We start from the raw sequence: 25,387 nt of genomic DNA, 5'->3' as shown, positions 1-25,387 counted from the left end.
GCTAGCATGAATGTCTCATTGGCAGAAATCAATAAAGCCAGGGAAAACCTGGCAGGAATTGCGGTGCGGACCGAGCTGGCCTACACCAATACGCTGAGCGATTTAACAGGCAACCGTGTTTATCTAAAGATGGAAAACCAGCAGCGTACCGGTTCTTTCAAGTTGAGAGGCGCTTACAACAAAGTCGCGAATTTGAGTGCAGCCGAAAAAAAGCACGGCATTATTGCCTCCTCTGCCGGCAATCACGCCCAGGGGACAGCTCTGGCGGGCACCCTTTTCGGCATACCATCCACCATCGTAATGCCTAAGAACGCTCCCTTATCAAAGGTGAAAGCTACGCGCAGCTATGGTGCCAATGTTGTCCTCCAGGGAACCGTTTATGATGAAGCCTTTGCCGAGGCCCGGCGCATTCAAGCCGAACAGCAGCTGACGTTTATTCATCCCTTTAATGATCCGCTGGTCATTGCCGGTCAGGGGACCATTGGTCTGGAAATCCTGGAGGATTTGCCTGACGTGGAGGCTGTCGTCGTGCCAATCGGCGGCGGCGGGCTGATTGCCGGGATCGCACTGGCCGTTAAAAATCTAAAACCTGACGTAAAAGTCATCGGCGTCCAGACCCGAAATATGCCTTCCATGGTCGAGGCCATTGCCCAAAAAGAAATTATTACCTGTAACGGCAGTCCCACGATTGCCGACGGCATTGCGGTAAAAACTCCCGGCGAACTAACCTTTGCGATTATCCAGCGTTATGTTGATGACCTGGTAACCGTGGATGAGGAAGAAATCGCCAGTGCTATTCTGCTCCTCTTAGAGCGGGTCAAAACCATTACCGAGGGTGCGGGCGCCGTTGCCGCCGCAGCGGTGTTAAACAAGCTGCCGGGCTATAAAAACCGGAAAATTGCCACTGTCATCAGCGGCGGCAACATTGATGTCAACATGATGTGCCGCATTATCAATAAGGGGATGGCGAAATCGGGGCGCAAGGTCGTTTTTAATATTATCATTCCCGATAAGCCCGGTTCGCTCTGGCGGCTACTGCAACTGACAGCCGAAACAGGCGCCAACGTGCTGAATGTTGCTCACCACCGGGAAAGCCGCAATGTGCCGTTAGGCTATGCGACAGTGGAACTGGAGCTGGAGACCGCCGATCAGGAGCAGATCGATGCCATCAAACAGCTGATGGAACAACATCAGTATTGTGTAAATACCATAGGATGAGTAGGAGGGAAAACAAATGGAAGAGCAACAGTTAACCCGGGGCTTAAAGGCTCGCCACATTGAATTGATTGCTTTGGGCGGAACCATTGGCGTGGGTTTGTTTATGGGTTCGGCCAGCACCATCAAGTGGGCCGGGCCGTCGGTACTGCTGGCTTATGCGTTGGCCGGCCTGGTTATGTTCTTTGTTATGCGGATTATGGGGGAAATGCTGTACTTAGAACCGGTGACCGGTTCCTTCGCCACTTACGGACATAAGTATATCGGCCCCTGGGCCGGCTATATAACCGCCTGGTGTTATTGGTTTCTCTGGGTGACGGTAGGCATGTCGGAAGTGACGGTTTTTGGCATTTACATGAATTATTGGTTTCCGGAGCTGCCGCAGTGGATACCGGCTTTAGTGGGGGTAGCCATCGTGGCCGGGGCTAATTTAACGGCTGTTAAATATTATGGTGAATTTGAGTTCTGGTTTGCGCTTATCAAGGTCGTCACCATTGTCGTCATGTTAATAATCGGTTTTGGCATGGTCTTTTTCGGCTTCGGCAATGCCGGGCAGGCCATCGGGATTGGCAATCTGTTCAACCACGGCGGTTTCTTCGCCGGCGGCCTGGAAGGCTTTTTGTTTGCGCTGTGTCTGGTAACAGCCTCTTATCAGGGCGTGGAGCTTGTGGGCATTACGGCCGGAGAGGCCCAAAACCCGCAGCAAACCTTGCGCAGTGCGATAAAAAATATTGTCTGGCGAATATTAATTTTCTATATAGGAGCAATTTTTGTAATTGTCTCTATTTACCCCTGGAACCAGATTGGCACAATCGGCAGCCCGTTTGTTGTAACGTTTGCCAAAGTAGGCATTGCCGCCGCCGCCGGTATTATCAACTTTGTTGTCCTTACGGCCGCCGCCTCGGGATTGAACAGCGGCATCTACAGCGCCGGCAGGATGCTGTATACGTTAGCGGAAAATGGCCAGGCGCCGAAATTCCTGAAAAAAATTTCCCCCAGCGGCGTGCCGGCTAACAGCATCAAAATTACCATTGCCTGCTTGCTGATTGGCGTGTTCTTTAATTACATTTATCCTCATTCCAAGCTGTTTGTATATATCTACAGCGCCAGTGTCCTGCCGGGCATGGCTGCCTGGTTTGTATTATGCATCAGCCAGATTAAATTCCGGCAGCAATGGGGTAAGGAAATGGAGACGCACCCTTTCAAGTCGCCGTTGTTTCCTCTTAGCAACTATTTTACCATTGTGTTTTTGTGCCTGGTACTGGTAGGCATGTGGTTTAACAGCGATACGCGGGGCGGTTTAATTGCCGGGGCAACATTTTGTGTTATCGTGACCATATTCTACCATGTCCTTGGTATCGGCAAACGGCAAGCCGCACAGCAAAGTGAAACAGATAGCCAGGTAGTCGGGAAAGAATAAAAATTGCAGCACTCAAAAATCTAAGACAGGGGCGGATGGCAATGAACAATACCAGGAGCAGGAGGAAGACCATGGATGGCAATACGGCAGCAGCGCATGTTTCGTATGCGTTTACGGACGTAGCGGCGATTTTTCCGATTACGCCGTCGTCGAATATGGCCGAGAGTGTGGACGAATGGGCGGCTCAGGGACGCAAGAACATCTTCGGGCAGACGGTCGAAGTGGTGGAGATGCAATCGGAAGGCGGTGCCGCCGGTGCGGTACACGGTTCCCTGCAGGCCGGTGCGCTGACCACTACCTACACCGCTTCGCAGGGGCTCTTACTGATGATCCCGAATATGTATAAGCTTGCCGGCGAACTGTTGCCCGGCGTGTTTCATGTCAGCGCCCGGGTTGTCGGTGCCAATGCCATCAGTATTTTTGGCGATCATTCGGACGTTATGGCGACAAGGCAGACAGGTTTTGCCCTGCTGGCAGAAGGCAGTGTGCAGGAAGTAATGGATTTAGCTGCAGTCGCCCACTTGTCGGCAATTACAGGGAGAGTTCCTTTTCTTAATTTTTTTGATGGGTTTAGGACCTCGCATGAGGTACAGAAGGTGGACGTGCTCGAGTACGGCACATTAGCAAAATTGCTGGATCGAGATGCGGTTAATGCTTTCCGCAGGAGAGCACTGAATCCCGAACATCCGGTTCTACGGGGAACAGTACAGAATTCAGATATTCATTTCCAGCAGCGGGAAGTAGCAAATCGCTACTGGCAACAGCTGCCCGGGATCGTAGAAGGGTACATGGCCGAAATTAGTAAGATCACAGGCCGTGAATATCATCTGTTTAACTATTATGGCGCTCCTGATGCCGAGCGGATGATAATCGCTATGGGATCAATGTGCCAGACCATAGAAGAAACGGTGGATTATCTTAACAGGCAAGGCGAAAAAACAGGCCTGCTTACTGTCCATCTATACCGGCCCTTCTCGCTGGAACATTTTTTCCAATATATCCCCACAACCGTACGGAAAATTGCCGTGCTGGACCGGACGAAAGAGATGGGGGCGCAAGCGGAACCATTGTATTTGGATGTAAAAACTGCGTTTTATGGCAAGGAGCATCAGCCTGTCATTGTCGGCGGCCGCTGCGGCGTGGGCGGCAAGGATGTACTGCCGTGTCATATTCTCGGAGTATTTGACAATTTAAATTTGTCCCAGCCTAAAGACAACTTTACGGTTGGCATCGTGGACGACGTCAATCATTCGTCTTTGCCGGCCGGGCTGGATATCGATACGACTTTGCCTGGCACCACCGCCTGCAAATTCTGGGGTCTGGGGTCTGATGGGACTGTTGGCGCGAATAAAAGTGCGATTAAAATCATTGGCGACCACACTGACATGTATGCGCAAGCCTATTTTGCTTATGATTCCAAGAAATCCGGCGGGGTTACCATATCGCATTTACGTTTCGGCAAACAGCCGATAAAATCTCCGTATCTTATCAACAAAGCTGATTTTATTGCTTGCCATAATCAATCTTACGTGGATAAATATAATGTCCTTGAAGGTCTGAAGCAAGGCGGCAGTTTCCTGCTCAATTGCTCCTGGAGCGAGGAGGAGTTAGACGATAAGCTGCCAGCCAATATGAAACAATATATATTCGCAAACCATATCAGCTTCTATACGCTTGATGCCGTTGGCATAGCGCAGGCGTTAGGTCTTGGCGGCAGAATCAACATGATTATGCAGTCGGCGTTTTTTAAGATCACCGGTATTATTCCCGTAGATCAAGCCGTTGCTTACCTAAAGGAAGCGGTTGTGAAATCCTACGGCAGCAAAGGCGAAAAAGTTGTCTCAATGAATCACGCCGCCATTGATCAAGGGATAACCGGCATTAAAAAGGTCTGCGTGCCGGCGTCGTGGGGAAGTGCCAGGCCTGAATCTGCTCCTAAAAAAGAAGTGCCGGCCTTTATCGGCAATATTCTGGCGCCTATGAACCGGCAGGAAGGCGACAAACTGCCCGTAAGCGCGTTTATCGGTATGGAAGACGGGACATTCCCGCTAGGTACTGCGGCTTTTGAAAAACGCGGCATTGCCATTGAGGTTCCCCGTTGGCTGAGTGAGCAATGCATTCAGTGTAACCAATGTTCATACGTCTGCCCCCATGCAGCTATCAGACCGGTACTCCTGACAGAGACGGAAGTGAAAAATGCACCGCCAGCCTTAGCTGCTAAAAATTATCCAGGCAAGCCAGATTTGTATTTTACCATGGCTGTTTCACCGTACGACTGCACAGGCTGCGGCAACTGCGCCCAGGTTTGTCCGGCAAAAGAAAAGGCTTTAGTTATGAAGCCGCTTGCTTCGCAGCTTGAGCAAGCCAGCGTATGGAATTATGCCCTGGCAGTGTCCCCGAAAGCCAACCCCATGAGCCTGTTTACGGTAAAAGGCAGCCAATTTGCGCAACCGCTCCTGGAATTCTCCGGCGCCTGTGCCGGGTGTGGACAAACTCCTTACACAAAATTAGTAACACAGTTATTTGGCGAAAGAATGATGGTTGCCAATGCCACGGGCTGTTCCTCGGTATATGCAGGTAGCGCCCCGTCAGTGCCTTATACCACCAACCGCCGCGGTCATGGCCCGGCCTGGGGCAATTCGCTGTTTGAGGATAATGCCGAATATGGTTTAGGGATGTTCATCGGTGTGAAGCAGATCAGAGAAAAGCTGGCTATTGATGTTCAGGCCGCCCTGGCCCTCAATTGCGGCGACAAGTTGAACGCGGCTTGTGAAGACTGGTTGGCGAACAAAGACAAAAGCGAAGGTACAAGAAGCAGAGCTGATAAATTGATTGCCTGCCTCGAAGAAATAAAAGCGGCTAACGCTTTACTCAATGAAATCTATGAAAACAGAGATTTTTTAGCGAAAAGATCCCAATGGATTTTCGGGGGTGACGGCTGGGCCTATGATATTGGCTTTGGCGGCTTGGATCATGTGTTAGCGTCGGGTGAAAACGTGAATGTGCTGGTATTGGATACAGAAGTTTACTCCAATACCGGCGGACAGTCGTCCAAAGCCACGCCTACCGCCGCGATTGCCAAATTCGCTGCTGGTGGTAAGCAAACCAAGAAAAAAGATTTGGGCCTGATTGCCATGAGCTACGGTTATGTTTATGTTGCCCAAATCGCAATGGGAGCCGATAAAAGCCAAACCCTCAAAGCCATTGCCGAAGCGGAAGCTTACCCGGGACCATCCTTGATAATCGCCTATGCTCCCTGCATCAATCATGGTCTGAAAGTGGGTATGGGTTGCAGTCAATTAGAAGCAAAGCGGGCTGTTGACAGCGGCTACTGGGCACTATACAGATATAACCCGCAACTGCAGGCAGCCGGCAACAATCCATTTATGCTGGACTCAAAAGAGCCAACAATGAACTTTAGGGATTTCCTGCTGGGTGAAGTGCGGTACTCGTCCCTGCAAAAGCAATTCCCTGACCTGGCTGAAGCATTATTCGCCAAGACGGAGCAGGATGCGAAGGCCAGATTGGCAACGTATAAATGGCTGGCTCATAGGGAGAATAAAGCAGTAACCCAGGTTGCTGCGACAAAAGCATAAGCAAAAAATGGCTACTGCCGTCACACGCGGCGGTAGCCATTTTAGTAAGTACAGAAAATCTTGTACACTCATTCTAAATCTGGATGAGGTTATAGTCGGTATTACCCATGCCCAGTGTCTTCATATATTCAATTTGATGATGGCCGCTGCGCGATTCAATCCGTTCAATAATATCATGATTTTGTTCGGCCGGAAGATTATACACCAGGTCAACGGAGGCCTTGTCAATCGCCACAATATCGGTTGAACCAAGAATACCGATATCTTCACATTGGGGCGGAGCGCCATGGGCATCACAGTCACAGTCAACCGATATATTTTTTAACACATTGATATAAGTGATATGACCTGTGAAGTGATCGGCGATTGCCTTGCCTGATTCGACCATCCGTTCCAGAAAAACCGGGCCAGTGGGCCAGCCCGGGCCATGAACCATCGCTTTTCCAACCTGGCCGGAAGCGAGGCCAATCCCGATGTTTTTTAGCGATCCGCCGAACCCGCCCATGGCATGCCCTTTAAAGTGCGTGTACACAAGCAGCGAATCATAGTTTGCCAAATGCTTGCCAACCGCTATTTCCGTAAGGTGATCGCCCGGAGTGAAGCCCTGGCCTTTTGCCAAAAACTCTTTCATTCCCGGCACCGGCAGCATGATGTCGCCCTCTGCATCCATAATGTCAACCGGGCAGAAATCAAAGCCGTTCGTTCTTATGACTTCACGATGTGTGGCCGTTTCATAACGCGGACTGGGATAGAGCACATTGCATTCCACAATGGTACTGTGCGGAACCGAGGCCTGTAAGCCTTTAATCAGTGAAACCGGCAAGAGGTTCGGCCCATGCGGTTCGCCGGTGTGCAATTTGATAGCGACCTTGCCGGTAATTCCTTGATTGATATGCGCGTAAATCGCCTGTAATCCTTTCACGCTAATATCGTTCGTAAAATATACATCGGATTTTGCGGCATCAAACCTGTCTGGCTCAGCACCTTTTACTTTCTCAGCCCCGCCATCAACTAGACTATAAGAAACCATACCAAGCATTGCCCCGCCGGCCAGCAGCAAAAAGCTGCGTCGCGACATACCGCTCACTTTTAACACCCCTCCCGTAACTGTCTTATGTTATTTGTAAATAGCAGTGATTGTCTGTGCCAGCCTCAAAATTGCGATCAAGCAGCGAAGCAGGGAATACTTTTGTCTGTTCCCGTTCGCAAATTTGCAAAAGATACTTTGCTGGACATGCTTCTGTTCCCCTTTCTGAACAAGTCAAAGTATAGCTTGTATTATATGTTACAACTTTGAGTTCACTCTAAGTCAAGAGGTTTTGTAAATTTTCCCTGTAAAATGAAAAGGTAACTTCTTGCTGGCAGTAGTTAATTCATGATAGATTTATATTTTTCACCAATCAAGCTGATCGTGGCATCAACAGGGCAGCAATATGTAGGTTTCTTTTCCAGTGAATTTCTCCTTGCTTTCCATTTGGGTACTATATTACAAAAAAGTGCATACTTGCTAATGTGAAATAGAATGATAGAATGAAAGCATGATTTACTATATTAAGCGAGCAGAAATCACAGGAGGTAGCCTATGAATACCTTTAAACCAATGGCTGCAAAGCTTGTAATCCCAGTCCGTTGGGTGGCATTGCAAAATTAGTAGTAAGATGATGGAAAGGAGATAGTATGAAGAAAAATATTGGCTCTGTGATCGGATTATATCCTACACCAACAACAGTCGTTGGAACCGTAGTTAACGGAAAAGTAAATTGGCTAAACATTGCTCACATTGGTATTATTGGCCTAGACCGCGTTATGATCAGCAGCAGAAAAGATCATTACAGCAACCGGGGAATCAAAGAAAATAAGACCGTCTCAATCAATCTGGTGAATGAAGATATGCTTGTTGAAGCCGATTATGTTGGTATTGCTACGGGGAACAAGACAGATAAATCAAAAGTATTTGCCTATCATATGGGTGAATTGAAGAATGCGCCATTGATTGATAAATCCTATCTCGCTATGGAGTGTGAGGTTGTTGATAGCTATGACTATGACAACTACGACAATTTCATTTTAAAGATAGTCAATACATATGTGGAAGAAGAAATGTTAGATGAGAATGGCCGGATCAATTATGAAAAAATCAGACCAATCTTATTTGAGATGCCAACCAGAACTTATTTAAAGACAGGTGATGCCATAGCGAATTGCTGGAGTGCAGGAAAGGATTATAAAAATGCATAGCTGCCGATAAGGCTAGTACCTTGGCAAAGTTGGATGTTGTTTTAGACAGCGTAGATTTTTTCGCAATGCAAGGCGGAGGAGCCGCGCAGATCGGCAATCTGTAAGGTGACGACAACGAAGCAATGCGGGAAAAGATGCGCTGTCTAACCTAATATTTGACTTTGTCAAGGTACTAGATACAATTAAAAGCTGCTACGGACTAAAGCGCGAGGCAGTTAGAACAAATGGGAAAGGGTGAAGTCATATGACAGCCATTTTTGTCAGACGGAGTATTCGAAAATACCTTAACAAGCCGGTTGAGAGCGAAAAGGTGGAACAGATATTGCGAGCGGCCATGCAGGCCCCTTCTGCAGGCAATCAGCGGCCATGGGAATTTATTGTCGTTCAGGAAAAAGGATTGCTTACACAGTTAGCCTTAGTGAGTCCGTATGCAGGGCCTGTTAAAGAAGCGCCTGTAGCGATAGTGGTGCTGGGGAATAAAGGCAATTTGAAGTTTCCGGAAAACTGGCAGCAGGACCTGGCGGCGGCAACGCAAAATATACTGCTGCAAGCAGTTGAGTTAGAACTAGGTGCGGTTTGGCTCGGCGTTGCACCGGTCGAGGCAAGAATGAAATACATTACGGAATTATTTGGTTTACCCGATTCTATTTTGCCGTTTGCTGTAATACCAATAGGATATCCGGCAGCAGAGAATCAATATCTAGACCGATACGAAACAGCAAAAATTCATTATGATAAGTATTGAATCTTAACTTGTGCTGCCGAACCTGCCGGACAGAGCGATAGAGGATTGACAAGCTTTGGATTTAATAGTATACTTTTGCATAAATAATGTGAATATTTTCTATATCAAACAAAGCACAATGGCGTGTTTGTGGCTAAATAGGCAAGAAGCGATGAGGCTTTAAAAGATTTCAGACTCTTTTAGAGCCTCTTTTTATTGTCTAAAAAAACCGAATCAGGCAGTATTGAAAGGAATTAGTCAGGAAAAATCGGCCAGGGGAGGATGGTTGCAATTACGGGGGAGGTGGTGGTTTACTGCAGATTAAGCAAACCTGATTCGCGTTGCCGGTCAGGAAAAACATTCCTCATGACCATGGAAAGTTGCAGATGGATATTTAATAAGATCATTATTTTATCGATGTGAGAGGGTTAAGAATGGATATTGAAAAAAAAATTATGGATTTGATCAATGGTGCGGCTAAGCCTGCGGGCAGTCTGGGGATTTTTGAAACATATCTGAAAAAAGTGATGCTGGGCTGGGGCGAGATGTATGAAGAAATAAAGCCGTACCATGTGATCTTTGCCGCGGATAATGGGGTGGTGGAAGAGGACGTCGTTGCTTTTCCAGCCGAAATTACGTATCTGCAGGCCCGGAATATGGTGGACGGACGGGCAACCATTAGCTGCTTTTGTCAGTACAATCATATCCCCTATTGTGTGATAGACCTTGGCATTAATAATGAGAAGGTGGCAGGGCTTGACTGCAGGGTCGCCAGGGGGACAAAAAACTTTCTTAAAAGCGAAGCCATGACAGAGGAGGAACTGCAAGCGGCTTGGCGGGCCGGCAGTAACATAGTAAGGGAGTTAGCCCGCCAGGGACATAATTTATTATCCTTCGGTGAGATGGGAATTGGCAATACCACAACCTCCTCCGCCGTACTGCATGGACTAACAGGTATGCTGCCGGAATTTGTGGTAGGTTATGGCGCAAGTCCGGACAATCATGAGTTGTTAAAAAGAAAAAGGGTTGTTGTAGCCAAAGGTGTGGAATATCATAAAGAAAAATTTAAAAGCGTAACAGATATTCTACGCTGCGTGGGTGGTTTTGACATTGTGGCCATCTGTGCGGCGATGCTCGAATGTGCAAAGCTGCGTATTCCCTTTGTAATTGACGGATTCATTACCGCGGTAGCCTATGCATGTGCGGCCCGAATAGAAGGCAACATTGAAAAATATGCCATTCCTTCGCATCTTTCGAAAGAGCGGGGGATGGAATATTCTTTGCTGCAGGGAAATATTTTGGCTGATAACGTGCCAATCCGGGCCAATATGGCTCTAGGTGAGGGAACCGGGGCGGTTTTAATGGTAATTATGCTAAAAACCGTAATGTTTGCCATGCAAAATACGGCACGGCTAGCCGATTTTGCATTAAATACTACAAAACAAAAGCAGGTGGCAATGTAATTTCATTCGTTTTAGAAACAGTTGACAAGCTTTCAAATTGATATTATAATAAAAACAAAATAATAAGAATTTTTACATCAACAGGCACAATGGCGTGCTTGGGGGCTTAATAAGCAAAAGCGATGGGGCTTAAAAGATTTCAGACTCTTTTAGAGCCTCTTTTTTGTTGTCTAAAAACTGAATAAGACTGTACTGACAGGAATCCGTCAAGGAAAACTCAGCCTGGGAGGACTCGTATCAATGCAAAAAATCAGCTTTAACACAAGCATATATTTGGGCGAGAGTGCGCTTGACCGGCTGGCAACGCTGGAGAACAAACGTATTTTTATTGTCGCAGATCCGTATATGATTACCTCGGGTATGATCAGCCAGATAACCGGCCGTTTACACGCCAGCAATGAGCAACATGTGTTTAGTGATATTGTTCCTGACCCGCCGGTGGAAATTGTTACGGCAGGTGTAAAAAAACTGGGGGAATGCAAGGCCGATCTGGTAATAGCGGTAGGCGGGGGATCGGCGATTGATACAGCTAAAGCGATAACTTATTTTGGGAAGCGCACACTTGGCTGTGAATATGTGCCACTTATCACAATCCCTACCACCAGCGGAACGGGGTCGGAAGTGACTAATTTTTCGGTTGTCAGTGACAAAAAGCAAAATGTCAAGCATGTGCTGATTGCCGACGACATGTTGCCGGCAGAGGCCATTCTTGACGCCCGGCTGGTGGCAAGTGTCCCGCCTGCGGTTACTGCCGATACCGGCATGGATGTGCTGACTCACGCCGTGGAGGCTTATGTTTCCGTTAATGCCAATGACATTGCCGATGCCTTGGCAGAGAAAGCAATTAAAGTGGTTTTTGATTATCTGCCGCAAGCAGTACAGCAGGGCGCAAACCTGACTGCCCGTCAAAAGCTGCATGCCGCCTCCTGCATGGCGGGAATGGCGTTTAATGTTGCTTCCCTGGGGTTGAACCATGGCATTGCGCATGGGGCAGGCGCCAAATTCAAAATTGCCCATGGGCGAATAAATGCCATTCTGCTGCCCCACATTATAGCATTCAATGCCGGCTACCAGGCAGGCAACATCCGGCAGCCACTCGCTGCAACGGCTGAGCGCTATGCGGCTATCGCCCGGATGTTAGGCTTGTCGGCCGTTACGGTCCGCGGCGGGGTACGGAGTCTGGTACTGGCAGTGAGACACCTGATGAAACAGATACAGATTCCGCAAACACTGCAAGAATGCGGTGTTACCGCCGGCGATTTGGCAAGGTTCAAAGCGGAAATCGCCGCTGATGCCCTGCGTGACGTATGCACAAAAAGCAATCCCCGCATAGCTACAGAACAGGACGTTATAGACTTGCTGGAAAAGGTATATTCCTGAATATACCATAAGTCAAGCTACCATTTACTTTGTTTGGACAGGGTGATAACATGGATAAAGAACAGGAGAAGCAACGCGTCATACAGGAGTATGTTCCGGGGAAACAGGTGACGCTTGCCCACATCATCGCAAATCCTAATTCTGAATTGTACCGGAAGCTTGGCCTGCCGGCCGAGGCTAAGGATGCCATCGGGATAATGACAATTACGCCAAGTGAAGCCTCGATTATTGCCGCCGATCTGGCGATAAAAGCCGCCGGCATCCAAATTGGTTTTGTTGATCGCTTCAGCGGTTCGCTGGTGATTACGGGGGACATTGCCTCGGTTGAGTCGGCGATCAATGAAGGCCTTGAGGGTTTGCGGCAGATCCTGGGGTTTTCGGCGCCGCCGATTACACGGACCTAAGGGGGGAGGCGAGCATGAAAAAAATGATTTTGTTTGGCAGTACCGGGGCGGGGAAAACCACTCTTTGTCAGCGGCTGAACGGGCAGGCCATCAATTACAAAAAAACACAGGTAATTGAGCAGCTGGGCGAGGCGATTGACACACCGGGCGAGTGTGTCGAAAACCGGATGCGTTTCAGAATGCTGATGGTGTCCAGTGTCGAAGCGGATGTAATCGCCCTTGTCCAGGATTGCACCAAAGAGGAAAGCTATTTTCCGCCGGGTTTTGCAACCGCATTTCCTAAACCCGTGATCGGTATAATCAGTAAAGTGGACATGGCGGTAGCTGAGGAAGAAATCGGGAGAGCGAAAGAGTTTTTGGCAGCGGCGGGGGTTGCGGACATATTTTGTGTGTCTGCCACCGCCGGCAGTGGCTTCGATAAACTAAGAGCTTATCTGGAAGAGTGAGTGGGGCCGTTTGCAGCCGGTTAATGGCAGCGAGGATAAATATAATGAATAATGAGGTGCAGGGCATGAATGGAAGAATTGTAATAGCCGATGATGAGCCTATTACAAAAATGGATATTCGTGGAATTTTGCAGGAAGCTGGCTACGATGTTGTAGGTGAAGCTGCCGATGGTTTTGAGGTAATTGAAATTTGCAAAAAGCACCGGCCGGATCTAGTGATAATGGATATTCAAATGCCGCTGTTGGACGGTTTGCGGGCCAGTAAGCGGATTATGTCAGAACAATTGGCTGGCGGCGTTATCCTGTTAAGCGCGTACAGTGACAAGCCAACGGTGGAAAAGGCATCTTCGGTCGGTGTTCTCGGCTATTTGGTAAAGCCGCTTGATGAAAAATCTTTCATTCCCACGATCGAAGTGGCCATTGCCAAAGGCCGGGAGATTAGCAAACTGGAAAAAGACCTGACAACGGTTACCCGGAAACTGGAGGAACGCAAGATTGTTGAAAAGGCCAAGGGAATCCTAATGAAGGAAAACGGTCTGTCGGAAAATGAAGCCTACCAAATGATTTGCAAACTGAGCATGGACCGGAGGTGCCCGATCATTGAAATTGCCTCCACCATCATTATTTCTTATGATTGAACAGCAAATCCGTCATTTATGCAGGCTGCATACCGATATGACTGCCGACGAGATGGAACAGATCCTGAATGTGGCGGCAACCATCGAGAATTCCGCCGAGGATCATGATGTTTTCATTGATGTGCTGTCCAAATTTGAAAATGAGGCAATTGTGGTTTATCATTATTGCCCGCCAGGGGGAGCGTCGCTGTATAGCCGGTCTGTGGTCGGCGAAAAAGCATTGCGTGAAAACGAGCCCGGCGTACTGCGGGCTTTGGAGACCGGCGTTATGTCACGGGGGCTGGTCGCGAATACGCAGGAGGATCATCTTGTACGGCAAATTGTTTATCCGGTTGAATATAATGCTAAAGTAATTTGTGTGGTTATCCACGAATCGCATTTTAGCGAAGAGATCAAGTCTTATTTTGAAGAAGACAACTCCAGTCAGAACCTGGATGGACATACATTCGGCAAGAAAGCCTTGCTGCGTCTGAAAAATGAAGTGCTCAACTACCTTGATGATGCCATTTTGATGTTTGACCACAACGGTCACGTCAAACTGAAAAACAGCAAGGCGGACAGCTATTACCGGCGGCTGGGCTACCGGGAGGATATTCAGGGACTGCACTATGATAATCTTTCGCTTGACCGGCTTACATTTAGTGAAATCATGGCAGGCGGCAGCGAATGCACGTATCCGCCGAAAGAGGCTTTTGTCGGCGATCGGTACTACCTGATTAAACGGTTTAGCATCAACATCGGCGAATGCGATGAATTCGGGCTGGTGGTGGTACTGCAGGATATTACCCACATTAAGCGGCAGGAAGCACAAATTCTTTCCCAGTCGGTTGCCATGCGGGAAATCCATCACCGTGTCAAAAATAATCTGCAGACCGTGGCGTCCCTGCTGCGTATTCAGGGACGCCAGACAGAGTGCGCCGAAACCAAAAAGAACCTCACCGACAATGTGAATCGCGTGCTGGCCATTGCGGCTATTCATGAGCTGTTGTCCATGGAAGTGGGGGCGCAGGTTAATCTGTTTGAAGTGATTAAAATTATCTGCGCCAACATTCAACGGTGCTTTGTCAATAGCGGCAATGTCCGGGTAAATATGTCGGAAAACCAGCCGCTATATTTAGACAGCGACCGGGCCGTGGCGGTGTCGCTGGTTGTCAACGAATTAATGCAGAATTGTTACAAATATGCTTTTGCCGGCCGGGACAAAGGCCGGGTCGACATTGGCCTGCGGGTGGAGGAAGGCCTTGTGACCCTGGCGGTAAGTGATGACGGAAAGGGGTTTGATATGCGGCAGGTTTCTCTTAACAGCCTGGGACTCTCAATTGTGAGAAGCTATGTCAAGGATAAACTAAAAGGGAAACTGGAGATCGAATCCAATAGTAGCGGTACGACTGTGACCTTTACTTTTAAACGGTAGATCAGGCTACAATGGCGTAGTTTGTGAGCGATGGGGCTTAATGTTTTCAATCACCTTGCAGTAACGGGAGGTGGTTGTTATATTAAGCTCTTTTTTTTGTAATATGGGGCAGCGGCCGATTGGGGGAGAAAGATGAGAGAGCGATTGCTAAGTGTCGGCATTGATTTGGGAACTTCAACCACGCAAATGATTTTGTCCAAACTGCATATTGAGAATATGGCGTCCAGTTTTACTGTTCCCCGTATTGTCATTACTGATAAGGAGGTGATTTTTCGCAGCGAGATTTGTTTTACCCCCATGCTTGCTGACAATCGGATTGACGCTGCCCAGATTAAGGCTTTTGTAGAAGAACAGTATCGCAAAGCCGGGATCAGCAAAGCGGAGATCCAGACCGGCGCCGTGATTATCACTGGCGAAACGGCCCGCAAGGAGAATGCCAGTGAGGTGCTGCAGGCGTTAAGCGGGTTTGCCGGAGATTTTGTAGTGGCAACAGCGGGACCCGATCTTGAGAGCATTATCTCTGCCAAAGGCGCGGGAGCTCACCTTTATTCCCACGAGCATGCGACGTCCATTGTCAATATCGATGTTGGCGGCGGGACGAGCAATCTGGCGGTATTTGCCAATGGCGAACTCATTGATACCGGCTGCCTTGATATCGGCGGCAGACTCATCCGGGTTGACCGCAATACCAACAAAATAACGTATATCGCCCCGAAGATCCAACAATTGATTATGAAAAAGAATATAGGCCCAACCCTGGGACAACAGGTAACTCCCGCCGATCTGGAGCCTGTGATCGCTGAAATGGTGTATCTATTGGAAGAAAGTGTGGGCCTCAGGCCCCCCGGTGATTTTTATCCGCTGATTATAACCAAAAAAGGCTTACGGTTGAACCGGCCGGTTGCCTGCATTTCTTTCTCCGGCGGCGTAGCCGACTATATTTATCAGCCAGCCGCCGAGGATGTGTTCCGCTATGGGGATATCGGCATTCTGCTTGGCCGGGCGATCGCGGCCTCTACCTTATGCCGGCAAATGAGCCTGGTGCGCTCGGTTGAGACTATCCGCGCCACCGTGGTAGGCGCCGGGTCGCATACCACCGAGATTAGCGGCAGCACAATCACCTATACGGAGGATAGTTTTCCACTCAAGAACATCCCGATCCTAAAACTTGCCTTAGCGGATGAAAGCGGGGATGAACAGCGGCTGGGCAAGGCTATTGCCGATAAACTCGACTGGTTTAGGGTTAATGACGATCTGCAAAAGGTGGCAATCGCCATTGAGGGGAAGCAAAATTTGCGTTTTGCCGAAGTCGAGCGTTACGCGCGGGGCTTGCAGCTGGGCATGGCGGAGCTGGTTGCCCGCGAGTACCCACTCATCGTTATTGTCCGCCATGATATGGCCAAGGTTTTGGGACAAACACTTTATGCTCTTTATAATTATGAAAAAGATATTGTCTGTATTGATAGTGTGCTTGTGGATAATGGCGATTATATCGATATCGGCAAACCAATTGCCAATGGCAGGGTCCTGCCTGTTGTTGTAAAAACGCTGGTATTTTCCTGAGATACAACCGCAAGGAGGCATTCTTATGATTTTAAAAACAAAATTATTTGGTCGAGTGTACCAGTTCAAGACACTTATGGAGCTTATGGCCAAAGCCAATGAGCAAAAATCGGGCGATACTTTGGCCGGGCTTGCGGCAGCTTCGGCGGAAGAACGGATAGCGGCCAAGGTGGTTCTTTCCCAGATTACTCTGGCCGAATTGCGTAATCATCCGGCAGTTCCTTACGAAACGGACGAGGTTACACGTATTATCCAGGATCAGGTGAATGAGCGCATTTATGATGAGATTAAAAACTGGACGGTCAGTGAACTGCGCGAATGGCTGCTGCGCGATTCGACGACAGAGCAGGACATCAAGCGGATTTCCCGCGCTCTGACCGCCGAAATGATCGCTGCCGTTGCCAAAATCATGTCCAATATGGACCTGATTTACGGGGCCAGCAAAATAAGAATTACCGCCACCGCTAATACCACAATCGGTAAGCGAGGCACACTGTCGGCGCGCCTGCAGCCGAATCACCCGACCGATGACCCGGACGGCATTATGGCCTCGCTCATGGAAGGGCTGACTTTCGGGATTGGCGATGCCGTACTGGGGCTTAATCCGGTGGATGATTCTGTAGAGAGTGTCATGCGCGTGTTGAAGCGATTTGAGGAATTCAGGCAGAAATGGAGCGTGCCGACGCAGACTTGTGTTCTGGCGCATGTAACCACACAGATGGAAGCGGTGAAACGGGGCGCGCCCACAGGCCTGATTTTTCAATCCATTGCCGGCTCCGAGAAGGGAAACACGGCTTTCGGCTTTAATGCCGCCACCCTGCTGGAAGCACAGGCGCTGGCAAAAAGCCAGGGACAGGTATACGGTCCTAATGTGATGTATTTTGAAACAGGGCAGGGATCGGAGCTTTCGGCAGAAGCCCATCACGGCGTGGATCAAGTGACGATGGAAGCCCGCTGCTACGGTTTTGCCAAGAGATTCAGCCCCTTCTTAGTGAATACGGTGGTTGGCTTTATTGGTCCGGAATACCTGTATGACGCCAAGCAGGTGATTCGCGCCGGCCTGGAAGACCACTTTATGGGAAAACTAACCGGCATTCCTATGGGGTGCGATGCTTGCTACACCAACCATATGAAGGCCGACCAAAACGATCTGGAGAATCTGGCGGTGCTCTTGACAACGGCCGGCTGCAATTTCTTTATGGGAATCCCCCATGGCGACGACGTGATGCTGAATTACCAGACCACCGGCTATCATGACACGGCTACCTTGCGCCAAATGCTGGGACTGCGGCCAATCGCCGAGTTTGAAGCGTGGATGGAGCAAATGGGCTTTATGGAAGACGGCAGGCTGACGAAAAAAGCCGGCGATGCTTCGGTATTTCTTAAGTAAAGGAGGGGATTAGATGAACGAGCAGGAGCTTAAAAGTATCATTGAAAGTGTTTTGAAGGAAATGGTTGCACCGCAGGGAAATGGTGCCGTTCAGCCGCCGGTGCCTGATTCCCCGGCGCAAGCGGCGGGCAGCGGCCGGGAGGCAGACGGGGCAGGGCAGTGCCTGGAAGACATCACTGAGATTGATTTGCGCAAGCAAATGCTGGTGGAAGAACCGGAAGACTATGACGGCTACCTGAAGATGAAAGAAAAAACACCGGCCAGACTGGGCGTCGGCCGGGCGGGCACCCGGTACAAAACCATCACGTCACTCCGCTTTGCCGCAGACCATGCCGCAGCCCAGGATGCCGTTTTTTCCGATGTTTCTGAGGAACTGATACAGGAAATGGGATTGATTCCGGTTGCAACCCTTTGTCAGGATAAGGATCAATATATCACCCGCCCTGACCTGGGACGCCAGTTTGCCGATGAAATGATCGCCACAATGCAAGCCAGGACGAAACGTAAGGCCAGAGTGCAGATCGTTGTGGGCGACGGTCTCAGCTCCGCCGCCATTGAAGCCAACATTCGCGACATTATCCCCGCAATTCGTCAGGGTTTGAAAATGCACAATCTGGATACGGGCGATATCCTGTTTGTAAAGCACTGCCGTGTGCCGGCGATGGATCCCATTGGCGATGCGACCGAGGCGGAGGTGGTTTGTCTGCTGATTGGCGAGCGGCCTGGCCTGGTGACGGCAGAATCTATGAGCGCCTATATTGCTTATAAGCCGACAAAGGGCATGCAGGAAGCGCGCCGCAACGTTATCTCCAATATCCATGCCGGCGGAACCCCGGCGGTGGAAGCAGGAGCGCATATTGCCGATTTGATTAAGACCATGCTGGAACGCAAAGCTTCAGGCATTGATTTAAAAATTTAAGAGCCATAGGAGGACCCTATGAAAAATGAAACAATCCGCGCCAGAGTATTAGCCGTAAAGCTCATCCCTAATGTAAGCCCGGACTTGGCGGACAAGCTTGAATTAAAACCGCACCATAAGAGCCTTGGCCTGGTAACCGCCGATATTGACGACGTTACCTACGTCGCGCTGGATGAGGCGACAAAAGTCGCCGAGGTGGAAGTGGTTTACGCCAAAAGCATGTATGCCGGCTCGGCTAATGCGTCAACCAAATTGGCGGGTGAAGTTATCGGCATCCTTGCCGGCAGCAGCCCGGCCGAGGTCCGCAGCGGCCTGAACGCCGTTGTTGAGAATGTGGAGAATGGTGCGCATTTCGTCAGCGCCAATGAGGACAACAGTATTCCCTACTTCGCCCACTGCATTTCCCGTACCGGCTCCTATTTAGCAAAGACTGCGGGCATTGCCGAGGGTGGCTCCCTCGCCTATCTGATCGCGCCGCCGCTGGAGGCCATTTATGGTTTGGATGCTGCGTTAAAAGCAGCAGATGTCAGAGTTGCCGCTTTTTTTGGACCGCCTTCGGAAACCAATTTCGGGGGAGGGCTGTTGACGGGAAGCCAGTCAGCCTGCAAGGCTGCCTGCGACGCTTTTGCCGACGCCGTCAGCTTTATCGCCGATAAACCCAGAGATAACTAATATCAGTACCGTTTTGAAAGAACAAAACCATACTAAAAATAAATTTTGAGAGGATGTTTATTTATGGCAAATGCAAATGCTTTGGGAATGATTGAGACAAAAGGTTTGGTAGGGGCGATTGAGGCCGCTGACGCGATGGTTAAGGCTGCGAATGTGACGCTAATCGGCAAGGAGCAAATTGGTTCCGGTCTTGTCACTGTAATGGTTCGCGGCGATGTGGGCGCTGTTAAGGCGGCGACAGATGCCGGGGCAGCGGCGGCGGAGCGCGTGGGTGAGCTGATTGCCGTCCATGTTATCCCCAGGCCGCATACGGAAGTTGATGCAATCCTGCCCAAAGGCGCAAGATCGGCAGAGTGAACTCGTTTCACCAAAGCTGAACCTTCGCGGGTTCAGGTGGCGAGTCAACTCCATCTGAACTGACGCCGCCTATAGAGGCGGGAGTTTAAAAAGACAGGTAAGAAGGGGGCGGACCTGCTAATGGCAGGCAGCCGCCCTCCGGCTTAAAAAGCGAACCATCCGGCTTGAATGCCAGGTGCAGAAGGATGTGAAAGCATGGCAGTACTGACGGAGAATGAGCTGCGGAAGCTGTTTAAGGGACGGCGGCAGGTAAAAGGCGATTCCATCTTCTACGAAGCTCCGGCCGGAACGGTAGTAACCCCTTCAGCAAGAAGTTTTTTGGCGGAGAATCACATCCAGTTGCGATATTCGGAACAACCGGGAACTAATGAACAGCAATTGGTCGGTAGCGAAAACAACCAGCAACCGGAAGCGGCGCCAACGAGTCCAACAAATAGTGAGGAAAAACTGCAGGCTGCAGGCGGACGCCTGCAGCAGGAAATGCGATACGAAACGATTTTTGGCGGCTTGCTTGCGGAAAAACCGGAGCATATGACTCACTTATACGGCAATATGCTGGTATGTAAAGATCATCCGCGGATTATATTGCGCGGCAAGGTTGATTCGCTGGAGAGTCAGATTATGGAGGCACAGCTTTGCTGCGCCAGGGCGAATTTAGACAAACTGGTTGAGGATTTGGCAAGCATTTTATTGTTTGTGCGCCAGCTTATGCGGAACGAGGTATTAAATCAACCCCTGGGAGAGTTTTTGCTGCTGGGAATGACGCCGGCGGAATTGCGGGAACAGTCTCATTATCCCCAGAAGCATTTCGGTATGGGACACTTTCAGCCCGGTTATGAGATGGGAGAAGCGCTGATTGCTATAAATACGTTGCGCACCCGAACCAGAGAAACCGAACTTGCCGCTTACCAGGCATTCAAGAACCCCTATGGAAAAGTTGAGCGGGAAGATATCATTAAGGCGCTCAACCGGCTTTCCTCCCTGTTTTGGATCATTATGTTCCGAATTCGCGCCGGGTACTATAACACATGAGGTGAACCCAAGTGGACCAGCAATTAATAACCGATATTGCCAATAAAGTTATCCAAAGGCTACAAGGCGAAATCACTGTGGAAATTGAGGCCTCAGGCAAGCATGTCCATTTAAGCCGCCGGGAAATCGACGTTTTGTTTGGCCCTGATTATCAACTGACAAAAACGAAAGATTTATCCCAGCCGGGGCAATATGCATGCCGGGAGCGCGTTACTCTAATCGGGCCCAAAGGCAGCCTGCATCAGGTCATTGTCCTAGGGCCGGAGCGCAGCGAACCGCAGGTGGAGGTTTCCTCAACAGACGCCCTTTCCTTAGGGATAGATGCCCCTGTGCGGGAAAGCGGGAACATAGAAGGGACACCGGGCGTGATTATCGCCTCCGACAAGGCGATGATCCGTTTGGCGCGGGGGCTGATTGTCGCGAAAAATCATATTCACATGAGCAGGGAAGATGCGCAAAAATTTTGCCTGAAAAACGGTGATACCGTCCGGGTTGCGGTCAGCAGCCAAAGGCCGCTTACTTTTGATGATGTGCTGGTGCGGGTCAGCCCTGCTTTTAAGACCTATATGCATATTGATTATGATGAAGCAAACGCCTGCCAATTTGCCAAAGGAATCCGGGGCCGGATTATCCGGCCAGGCGGTAAGTAGAGGGGGGATTACATGAACCCGGATGTTGCGTTAGAAACACTGGTCCGGCAGGTAACGGAGGAAGTACAGAAGCGGTTGCGGAATAGGATCCCCGCCCAGCGCCCGCATTTGGTCATCCTCGCGCCGCAGCCTCTGCCGGAACTGGAAGCCATTTTGGGAGCACAGTTTGCTATTTCTTACTACCGGGAAGGGGTAAGCGATTGCGACTTGGTGCTTATTCCGGAAATTTGCCTCCGGTTGTTGGGGAATCTGGCAAACGGACTTAGTACAACAAGCAGGGAGCAATTTGTCTTTACCATGCTGCTGGCAGGGAAAAAAGTATTCGCCCTGGAAGAAGGCTTCCTTCACCGCCAATACAAGCAGACTGCACCTTTTCGGTTATATAAAATGTATGAAAATTATGCGGAAATCATGCACCAGCACGGTATCTGCATTGTACCGGCAAGCGGATTGCTGCCGGGGCTCTTGCGAGATGAGCGGCCAGCCGCGGCAGGGGAAAAGACGGAACCGGTTTCAGCAACTGGTCAGCTTCCGGAGGTGCTGACCAAAAAAGTCATTACGGAAGCGGATTTGAAAAAATATTACCTGAACCATATTACCGAGATTGTCATTGAGCAACAGAGTTTGCTTACGCCGCTGGCGCATGATTATCTGAAAGCGCAGCAAATGACTGTGCGGAGGAAGGCGTGAGGGAAGAACATGATTGTTGGGACGGTTGTGGGAAGTTTATGGGCAACGCGTAAGCATGACAAGTTGAATGGATTAACATTCCTCATTGTGGAATCGGCGATGTCAGGAAAAGCTGAGCAGCGGCAGCGCTTTGTTGCGGCTGACCATGTCGGTGCCGGCATTGGCGAAACGGTCCTTGTTACGCAGGGCAGTGCGGCCCGCATCCTGGCAGAGAGCCAGCAGGCACCGATTGATGCGATTATTGTTGGCATCGTAGATACAGTTTCCTTGGCCGACAGTGAGCCGTACTGAAAAAAGCAAATGAGAAATACGGCATGATTCGCGTCGCCGGTCAGGAAAAAATATTCATCATGAAAATGGAGTGTTGCAGATGGGTATTAATGAAATCATTATTTATATAATGGTTGTGTTTATGGTTCTGGGAGCAATTGATAAATGCCTGGGCAACAAACTTGGCCTGGGCGAGCAATTTGACGAGGGCTTGATGGCGATGGGCTCCCTTACGCTGGCCATGGTGGGAATTATTGCTTTATCCCCGGTGCTTGCCCAATGGCTGAGTCCGATTGTAGTACCGGTATATACGGCGCTTGGTGCTGATCCCGCCATGTTTGCCACTACGCTGCTGGCCAATGATATGGGCGGCTTTTCCCTGGCTTTGGCACTGGCCCAGTCGCCGGAGGCCGGCTTGTTTGCGGGGGCTATTCTGGGGGCCATGTTCGGACCGACCATCGTTTTTAATATTCCGGTAGCGTTAGGGATTATCAATAAGGAAGATCATGAATTTTTGGCCACAGGCGTGCTGGCCGGGTTAATTACTGTTCCGGCCGGCTGCCTGGCCGGCGGCTTGGTTGCCGGCTTTTCACTCTCTATGATTCTCTCTAATCTTGTTCCCATTATTTTGGTGGCGGTATTGATCGCATTGGGGTTATGGCTTTATCCGAAGCAAATGATAGCAGGCTTCAGTATCTTCGGCAAATTTGTCGTAGTTATGGCGACACTTGGCCTGGCGGCGGGGATTGTTCAGCAACTGACGGGGTTAACCCTGATTCCCGGCCTGGGACCGATTGAAGAAGGCATCAAGATCGTGGGCGATATTGCGATCGTACTGGCAGGCGCGTTTTGCCTGGTATGGGTGCTCACAAAAGTGTTCAAAAAACCGTTAATGAAAATGGGCAGCTTGCTGGGAATCAATGAAATTGCCGCCGCAGGCATGATTGCTACCCTGGCGAATTCAATCCCGATGTTCGGGATGTTAAAGGATATGGATGACAGGGGCAAGATAGTCAATGTTGCTTTTTGCGTATCGGCCGCCTTTGTGCTGGGCGACCATCTCGGCTTTACCGCAGGCGTTGCCAGAGAAATGATTTTTCCCATGATCGTAGGCAAACTTGTTGGCGGGATTACCGCAATCTTTGTGGCCCTATTTCTTTATCAAAGGAAGCTGGCCGGAAAGATGGAGCAAAAGAGGCAGGGAGATGAAGCGGCATGAGCCAGCTTGACCGTACCGCATTAGAAGACCTGGTGCGCAGGATTATTACCGAACAGTTGGCGCCAGCCGCGCCTGCGCAGGATCATATCCAGCGTGATCCCAGCGGTGTTGCGGCAATACAGCTGCCAGCGGTGACTGTAGACGAGTCAAACCGGCTGGACACGGGCAAAAGTGAGGACATTGTCTATACTAAAGACTTGCTGTCACTAAAAGAAAGCCCCCGCCTTGGCTGCGGCTTAATGGAGATGAAGGCAACTACCTTCGACTGGACGCTCAACTATGATGAGATTGATTATGTGATTGAAGGGGTCTTGGAGATTATCATTGCAGGGCGCAAAGTACGCGCCGGCGCAGGCGAGGTTATTTTTATCCCCAAACATACCAAAATTCAGTTTTCTGTTCCTGCCTACGCTCGTTTTTTATATGTAACCTATCCGGCGGATTGGGCAAATCAGGTATAGGAAAGTGAAAGCCATTGCCTTTTCTGGTAGTCAGAAAAGGCAATGTTCTGTTCCAGAGGGTATTGCTTTACACTGTACCCGCAAAATCCTGCAGACAGGAGGTATTTGGCCCATGGAGTACCGCATAATAAGATCCCCCTCGCCGGGAACCTTAAACATTCTCCTGCGGCGCAAAAGCTCACCTGCAGCCAATACCATAGCAAACTACGGCGCTGTGGGTTTGCTTCAGGGGCGGCTGATTGATATGGTTTACGCTGCCGATATTGCTGAAAAAGCGGCCGGGGTGGTGGTGGAGGATATGAAAGGCCATTGCCCGCAGAATCTGATCATGCTTGCCATTTTCGGCGATACGGCATCAGTGGAGGCCGCTATGAAAGATATCCGGGATAAGCTGGAAAGCGGCAAAAACAGGTAAGAATCATCGGCAACACCCTGGCCGAAGGAGGTGCTACATTGAAAAAAATCGTTTGCGCCGGTGCGGTTAACGCAGTATTAGCCAACCGCCTGCCGGCGAATGCCCCTGCCCGGCTATGCGAAAAAAACAGCCTGTCTTATGGCGAATCAATAGGAGGTAAACAATGCAGGCTCTTGGCTTAATTGAGACACGGGGACTGCTGCCTGCCGTTGCCTGTGCCGATATCATGCTGAAAACGGCGCAAGTGGAACTTGTCGGGAAAACCTTTGTCGGCGGCGGCCTCGTAACCGTTGGCGTAACCGGTGACGTGGGGGCTGTTAAAGCCGCCGTGGCCGCAGGCGTTACCGCAGTTGAAAGGTTCGGTCCCTTGTCACTGGTTGCTCAACATATAATTCCCAGGCCGTACCAGGAGATTGACTGCATCGTCGCTCAACCCCGAATTTTTTCTCCCAGTTCTGAGCCAACTATGGGCATAAACCAGTCGTTGCCCCAGCAGAAGCCGCCACCCGAGGCAGCAGAGCCGGCCCGGGACAGTGCCGCAAGCATCAAACCGGTACAAATAATGCTGCCAGAGTTTCGGAAAGCAGGCGTGGATGCTGCCGTAGCGAATTTTGGCCTGGAAAAAAGCGTGGCTGCCCTCCAAGCCTTCTCTGTGGAAAGACTGCGGAATCTGGCAAGAGAATATAAGGCGCTTGGCATAGCAGGCAGAGCCATATCCAAAGCAAATAAAGACCTACTTATCCAGAAACTCCGGGAATATTACGAGCGGGGCAGCAGCGGCAGCCGGCAGGGGCAGTAACCGGGCTAGCTA

General features: G+C 49.9%; 26 protein-coding genes. 25 read left to right on the top strand and 1 reads right to left on the bottom strand.

Features of this window, described 5'->3' with window-relative positions:
• Positions 1–6 precede the first annotated feature (6 nt).
• The 3 genes from ilvA to nifJ all read left to right on the top strand — a co-directional run bounded on the left by ilvA (position 7) and on the right by nifJ (position 6,231).
• Positions 7–1,218, top strand: coding sequence for a threonine ammonia-lyase (gene ilvA / locus ACZ481_RS15750; RefSeq protein ID WP_464766302.1), 1,212 nt, complete (start codon positions 7–9; stop codon positions 1,216–1,218).
• A gap of 16 nt (positions 1,219–1,234) precedes the next feature.
• Complete coding sequence (locus ACZ481_RS15745) at positions 1,235–2,635, top strand: amino acid permease (protein ID WP_464766301.1); 1,401 nt, start codon at positions 1,235–1,237, stop codon at positions 2,633–2,635.
• A gap of 71 nt (positions 2,636–2,706) precedes the next feature.
• Positions 2,707–6,231 carry a pyruvate:ferredoxin (flavodoxin) oxidoreductase gene (nifJ, locus tag ACZ481_RS15740; RefSeq protein WP_464766300.1) on the top strand — a complete coding sequence of 1,175 codons (3,525 nt, stop codon included), beginning with the start codon at positions 2,707–2,709 and terminating at the stop codon, positions 6,229–6,231.
• Positions 6,232–6,304: 73 nt separating this feature from the next.
• On the opposite strand, the gene ACZ481_RS15735 is transcribed toward nifJ, so the two are convergent.
• On the bottom strand, positions 6,305–7,309 hold the full coding sequence (locus ACZ481_RS15735) for a DUF362 domain-containing protein (protein ID WP_464766299.1): 1,005 nt from the start codon (positions 7,307–7,309) through the stop codon (positions 6,305–6,307).
• 599 nt (positions 7,310–7,908) lie between these two features.
• On the opposite strand from ACZ481_RS15735, the gene ACZ481_RS15730 reads away from it, so the two are divergent.
• The 22 genes from ACZ481_RS15730 to ACZ481_RS15625 all read left to right on the top strand — a co-directional run bounded on the left by ACZ481_RS15730 (position 7,909) and on the right by ACZ481_RS15625 (position 25,375).
• Positions 7,909–8,469 carry a flavin reductase family protein gene (locus ACZ481_RS15730; RefSeq protein WP_464766298.1) on the top strand — a complete coding sequence of 187 codons (561 nt, stop codon included), beginning with the start codon at positions 7,909–7,911 and terminating at the stop codon, positions 8,467–8,469.
• A 244-nt stretch (positions 8,470–8,713) separates the two neighbouring features.
• Complete coding sequence (locus tag ACZ481_RS15725; RefSeq protein WP_464766297.1) at positions 8,714–9,214, top strand: nitroreductase family protein; 501 nt, start codon at positions 8,714–8,716, stop codon at positions 9,212–9,214.
• A gap of 413 nt (positions 9,215–9,627) precedes the next feature.
• Positions 9,628–10,656 (top strand): nicotinate-nucleotide--dimethylbenzimidazole phosphoribosyltransferase, encoded by a 1,029-nt coding sequence (locus ACZ481_RS15720; protein ID WP_464766296.1) that lies wholly within the window; start codon positions 9,628–9,630, stop codon positions 10,654–10,656.
• A gap of 240 nt (positions 10,657–10,896) precedes the next feature.
• The gene (locus ACZ481_RS15715; RefSeq protein WP_464766295.1) at positions 10,897–12,036 is read left to right on the top strand and encodes a 1-propanol dehydrogenase PduQ; all 1,140 of its coding nucleotides are present in this window, start codon (positions 10,897–10,899) and stop codon (positions 12,034–12,036) included.
• A 50-nt stretch (positions 12,037–12,086) separates the two neighbouring features.
• Entirely contained in the window at positions 12,087–12,440 is a 354-nt protein-coding gene (gene eutS / locus ACZ481_RS15710; RefSeq protein WP_464766294.1) for an ethanolamine utilization microcompartment protein EutS, read from the top strand.
• Positions 12,441–12,454: 14 nt separating this feature from the next.
• Positions 12,455–12,886, top strand: coding sequence for a EutP/PduV family microcompartment system protein (locus tag ACZ481_RS15705; RefSeq protein ID WP_464766293.1), 432 nt, complete (start codon positions 12,455–12,457; stop codon positions 12,884–12,886).
• A 65-nt stretch (positions 12,887–12,951) separates the two neighbouring features.
• Positions 12,952–13,524 carry an ANTAR domain-containing response regulator gene (locus ACZ481_RS15700; RefSeq protein WP_464766292.1) on the top strand — a complete coding sequence of 191 codons (573 nt, stop codon included), beginning with the start codon at positions 12,952–12,954 and terminating at the stop codon, positions 13,522–13,524.
• Complete coding sequence (locus ACZ481_RS15695; protein WP_464766291.1) at positions 13,517–14,938, top strand: sensor histidine kinase; 1,422 nt, start codon at positions 13,517–13,519, stop codon at positions 14,936–14,938. Before ACZ481_RS15700 ends, ACZ481_RS15695 begins: the two co-directional genes overlap by 8 nt.
• A gap of 132 nt (positions 14,939–15,070) precedes the next feature.
• Positions 15,071–16,501 (top strand): ethanolamine ammonia-lyase reactivating factor EutA, encoded by a 1,431-nt coding sequence (eutA, locus tag ACZ481_RS15690; protein ID WP_464766290.1) that lies wholly within the window; start codon positions 15,071–15,073, stop codon positions 16,499–16,501.
• Between the two features lie 25 nt (positions 16,502–16,526).
• Positions 16,527–17,891, top strand: a complete 1,365-nt coding sequence (locus ACZ481_RS15685) for an ethanolamine ammonia-lyase subunit EutB (protein ID WP_464766289.1) — start codon at positions 16,527–16,529, stop codon at positions 17,889–17,891.
• Between the two features lie 13 nt (positions 17,892–17,904).
• Positions 17,905–18,810, top strand: coding sequence for an ethanolamine ammonia-lyase subunit EutC (eutC, locus tag ACZ481_RS15680; RefSeq protein WP_464766288.1), 906 nt, complete (start codon positions 17,905–17,907; stop codon positions 18,808–18,810).
• An 18-nt stretch (positions 18,811–18,828) separates the two neighbouring features.
• Positions 18,829–19,482, top strand: coding sequence for an ethanolamine utilization microcompartment protein EutL (eutL, locus tag ACZ481_RS15675; protein WP_464766287.1), 654 nt, complete (start codon positions 18,829–18,831; stop codon positions 19,480–19,482).
• Positions 19,483–19,545: 63 nt separating this feature from the next.
• Positions 19,546–19,839, top strand: a complete 294-nt coding sequence (gene pduA, locus ACZ481_RS15670) for a propanediol utilization microcompartment protein PduA (RefSeq protein WP_464766286.1) — start codon at positions 19,546–19,548, stop codon at positions 19,837–19,839.
• A 195-nt stretch (positions 19,840–20,034) separates the two neighbouring features.
• A complete protein-coding gene (locus ACZ481_RS15665; protein WP_464766285.1) occupies positions 20,035–20,871 on the top strand; it encodes a hypothetical protein in 837 nt (278 codons plus the stop codon).
• 11 nt (positions 20,872–20,882) lie between these two features.
• Positions 20,883–21,521 carry an ethanolamine utilization phosphate acetyltransferase EutD gene (gene eutD, locus ACZ481_RS15660; protein ID WP_464766284.1) on the top strand — a complete coding sequence of 213 codons (639 nt, stop codon included), beginning with the start codon at positions 20,883–20,885 and terminating at the stop codon, positions 21,519–21,521.
• Positions 21,522–21,533: 12 nt separating this feature from the next.
• Complete coding sequence (locus ACZ481_RS15655) at positions 21,534–22,211, top strand: hypothetical protein (protein ID WP_464766283.1); 678 nt, start codon at positions 21,534–21,536, stop codon at positions 22,209–22,211.
• 9 nt (positions 22,212–22,220) lie between these two features.
• The gene (locus tag ACZ481_RS15650) at positions 22,221–22,502 is read left to right on the top strand and encodes a EutN/CcmL family microcompartment protein (RefSeq protein ID WP_464766282.1); all 282 of its coding nucleotides are present in this window, start codon (positions 22,221–22,223) and stop codon (positions 22,500–22,502) included.
• Between the two features lie 79 nt (positions 22,503–22,581).
• Positions 22,582–23,700 carry an ethanolamine utilization protein EutH gene (gene eutH, locus ACZ481_RS15645; protein WP_464766281.1) on the top strand — a complete coding sequence of 373 codons (1,119 nt, stop codon included), beginning with the start codon at positions 22,582–22,584 and terminating at the stop codon, positions 23,698–23,700.
• Positions 23,697–24,161 carry a cupin domain-containing protein gene (locus ACZ481_RS15640; RefSeq protein ID WP_464766280.1) on the top strand — a complete coding sequence of 155 codons (465 nt, stop codon included), beginning with the start codon at positions 23,697–23,699 and terminating at the stop codon, positions 24,159–24,161. Before eutH ends, ACZ481_RS15640 begins: the two co-directional genes overlap by 4 nt.
• A 112-nt stretch (positions 24,162–24,273) precedes the next feature.
• The gene (locus tag ACZ481_RS15635; RefSeq protein WP_464766279.1) at positions 24,274–24,576 is read left to right on the top strand and encodes a BMC domain-containing protein; all 303 of its coding nucleotides are present in this window, start codon (positions 24,274–24,276) and stop codon (positions 24,574–24,576) included.
• Between the two features lie 38 nt (positions 24,577–24,614).
• Complete coding sequence (locus tag ACZ481_RS15630; protein ID WP_464766278.1) at positions 24,615–24,758, top strand: hypothetical protein; 144 nt, start codon at positions 24,615–24,617, stop codon at positions 24,756–24,758.
• Positions 24,740–25,375 (top strand): BMC domain-containing protein, encoded by a 636-nt coding sequence (locus ACZ481_RS15625; protein WP_464766277.1) that lies wholly within the window; start codon positions 24,740–24,742, stop codon positions 25,373–25,375. The genes ACZ481_RS15630 and ACZ481_RS15625 overlap by 19 nt, the downstream gene beginning before the upstream one ends.
• The last annotated feature ends 12 nt before the right edge of the window (positions 25,376–25,387 follow it).

The sequence above is a fragment of the Sporomusa intestinalis genome, assembly GCF_055383785.1.
The sequence above is the reverse complement of the archived record's forward strand: the minus strand, read 5'-3'. Positions and strand labels throughout refer to the sequence as shown.

Excerpts from the sequence above, each read along its gene's own strand:
- ilvA (WP_464766302.1), top strand. The coding sequence starts at position 7 with ATGAATGTCTCATTGGCAGAAATCAATAAAGCCAGGGAAAACCTGGCA.
- ACZ481_RS15745 (WP_464766301.1), top strand. The coding sequence starts at position 1,235 with ATGGAAGAGCAACAGTTAACCCGGGGCTTAAAGGCTCGCCACATTGAA.
- nifJ (WP_464766300.1), top strand. The coding sequence starts at position 2,707 with ATGGATGGCAATACGGCAGCAGCGCATGTTTCGTATGCGTTTACGGAC.
- ACZ481_RS15735 (WP_464766299.1), bottom strand. The coding sequence starts at position 7,309 with ATGTCGCGACGCAGCTTTTTGCTGCTGGCCGGCGGGGCAATGCTTGGT.
- ACZ481_RS15730 (WP_464766298.1), top strand. The coding sequence starts at position 7,909 with ATGAAGAAAAATATTGGCTCTGTGATCGGATTATATCCTACACCAACA.
- ACZ481_RS15725 (WP_464766297.1), top strand. The coding sequence starts at position 8,714 with ATGACAGCCATTTTTGTCAGACGGAGTATTCGAAAATACCTTAACAAG.
- ACZ481_RS15720 (WP_464766296.1), top strand. The coding sequence starts at position 9,628 with ATGGATATTGAAAAAAAAATTATGGATTTGATCAATGGTGCGGCTAAG.
- ACZ481_RS15715 (WP_464766295.1), top strand. The coding sequence starts at position 10,897 with ATGCAAAAAATCAGCTTTAACACAAGCATATATTTGGGCGAGAGTGCG.
- eutS (WP_464766294.1), top strand. The coding sequence starts at position 12,087 with ATGGATAAAGAACAGGAGAAGCAACGCGTCATACAGGAGTATGTTCCG.
- ACZ481_RS15705 (WP_464766293.1), top strand. The coding sequence starts at position 12,455 with ATGAAAAAAATGATTTTGTTTGGCAGTACCGGGGCGGGGAAAACCACT.
- ACZ481_RS15700 (WP_464766292.1), top strand. The coding sequence starts at position 12,952 with ATGAATGGAAGAATTGTAATAGCCGATGATGAGCCTATTACAAAAATG.
- ACZ481_RS15695 (WP_464766291.1), top strand. The coding sequence starts at position 13,517 with ATGATTGAACAGCAAATCCGTCATTTATGCAGGCTGCATACCGATATG.
- eutA (WP_464766290.1), top strand. The coding sequence starts at position 15,071 with ATGAGAGAGCGATTGCTAAGTGTCGGCATTGATTTGGGAACTTCAACC.
- ACZ481_RS15685 (WP_464766289.1), top strand. The coding sequence starts at position 16,527 with ATGATTTTAAAAACAAAATTATTTGGTCGAGTGTACCAGTTCAAGACA.
- eutC (WP_464766288.1), top strand. The coding sequence starts at position 17,905 with ATGAACGAGCAGGAGCTTAAAAGTATCATTGAAAGTGTTTTGAAGGAA.
- eutL (WP_464766287.1), top strand. The coding sequence starts at position 18,829 with ATGAAAAATGAAACAATCCGCGCCAGAGTATTAGCCGTAAAGCTCATC.
- pduA (WP_464766286.1), top strand. The coding sequence starts at position 19,546 with ATGGCAAATGCAAATGCTTTGGGAATGATTGAGACAAAAGGTTTGGTA.
- ACZ481_RS15665 (WP_464766285.1), top strand. The coding sequence starts at position 20,035 with ATGGCAGTACTGACGGAGAATGAGCTGCGGAAGCTGTTTAAGGGACGG.
- ACZ481_RS15655 (WP_464766283.1), top strand. The coding sequence starts at position 21,534 with ATGAACCCGGATGTTGCGTTAGAAACACTGGTCCGGCAGGTAACGGAG.
- ACZ481_RS15650 (WP_464766282.1), top strand. The coding sequence starts at position 22,221 with ATGATTGTTGGGACGGTTGTGGGAAGTTTATGGGCAACGCGTAAGCAT.
- eutH (WP_464766281.1), top strand. The coding sequence starts at position 22,582 with ATGGGTATTAATGAAATCATTATTTATATAATGGTTGTGTTTATGGTT.
- ACZ481_RS15640 (WP_464766280.1), top strand. The coding sequence starts at position 23,697 with ATGAGCCAGCTTGACCGTACCGCATTAGAAGACCTGGTGCGCAGGATT.
- ACZ481_RS15635 (WP_464766279.1), top strand. The coding sequence starts at position 24,274 with ATGGAGTACCGCATAATAAGATCCCCCTCGCCGGGAACCTTAAACATT.
- ACZ481_RS15625 (WP_464766277.1), top strand. The coding sequence starts at position 24,740 with ATGCAGGCTCTTGGCTTAATTGAGACACGGGGACTGCTGCCTGCCGTT.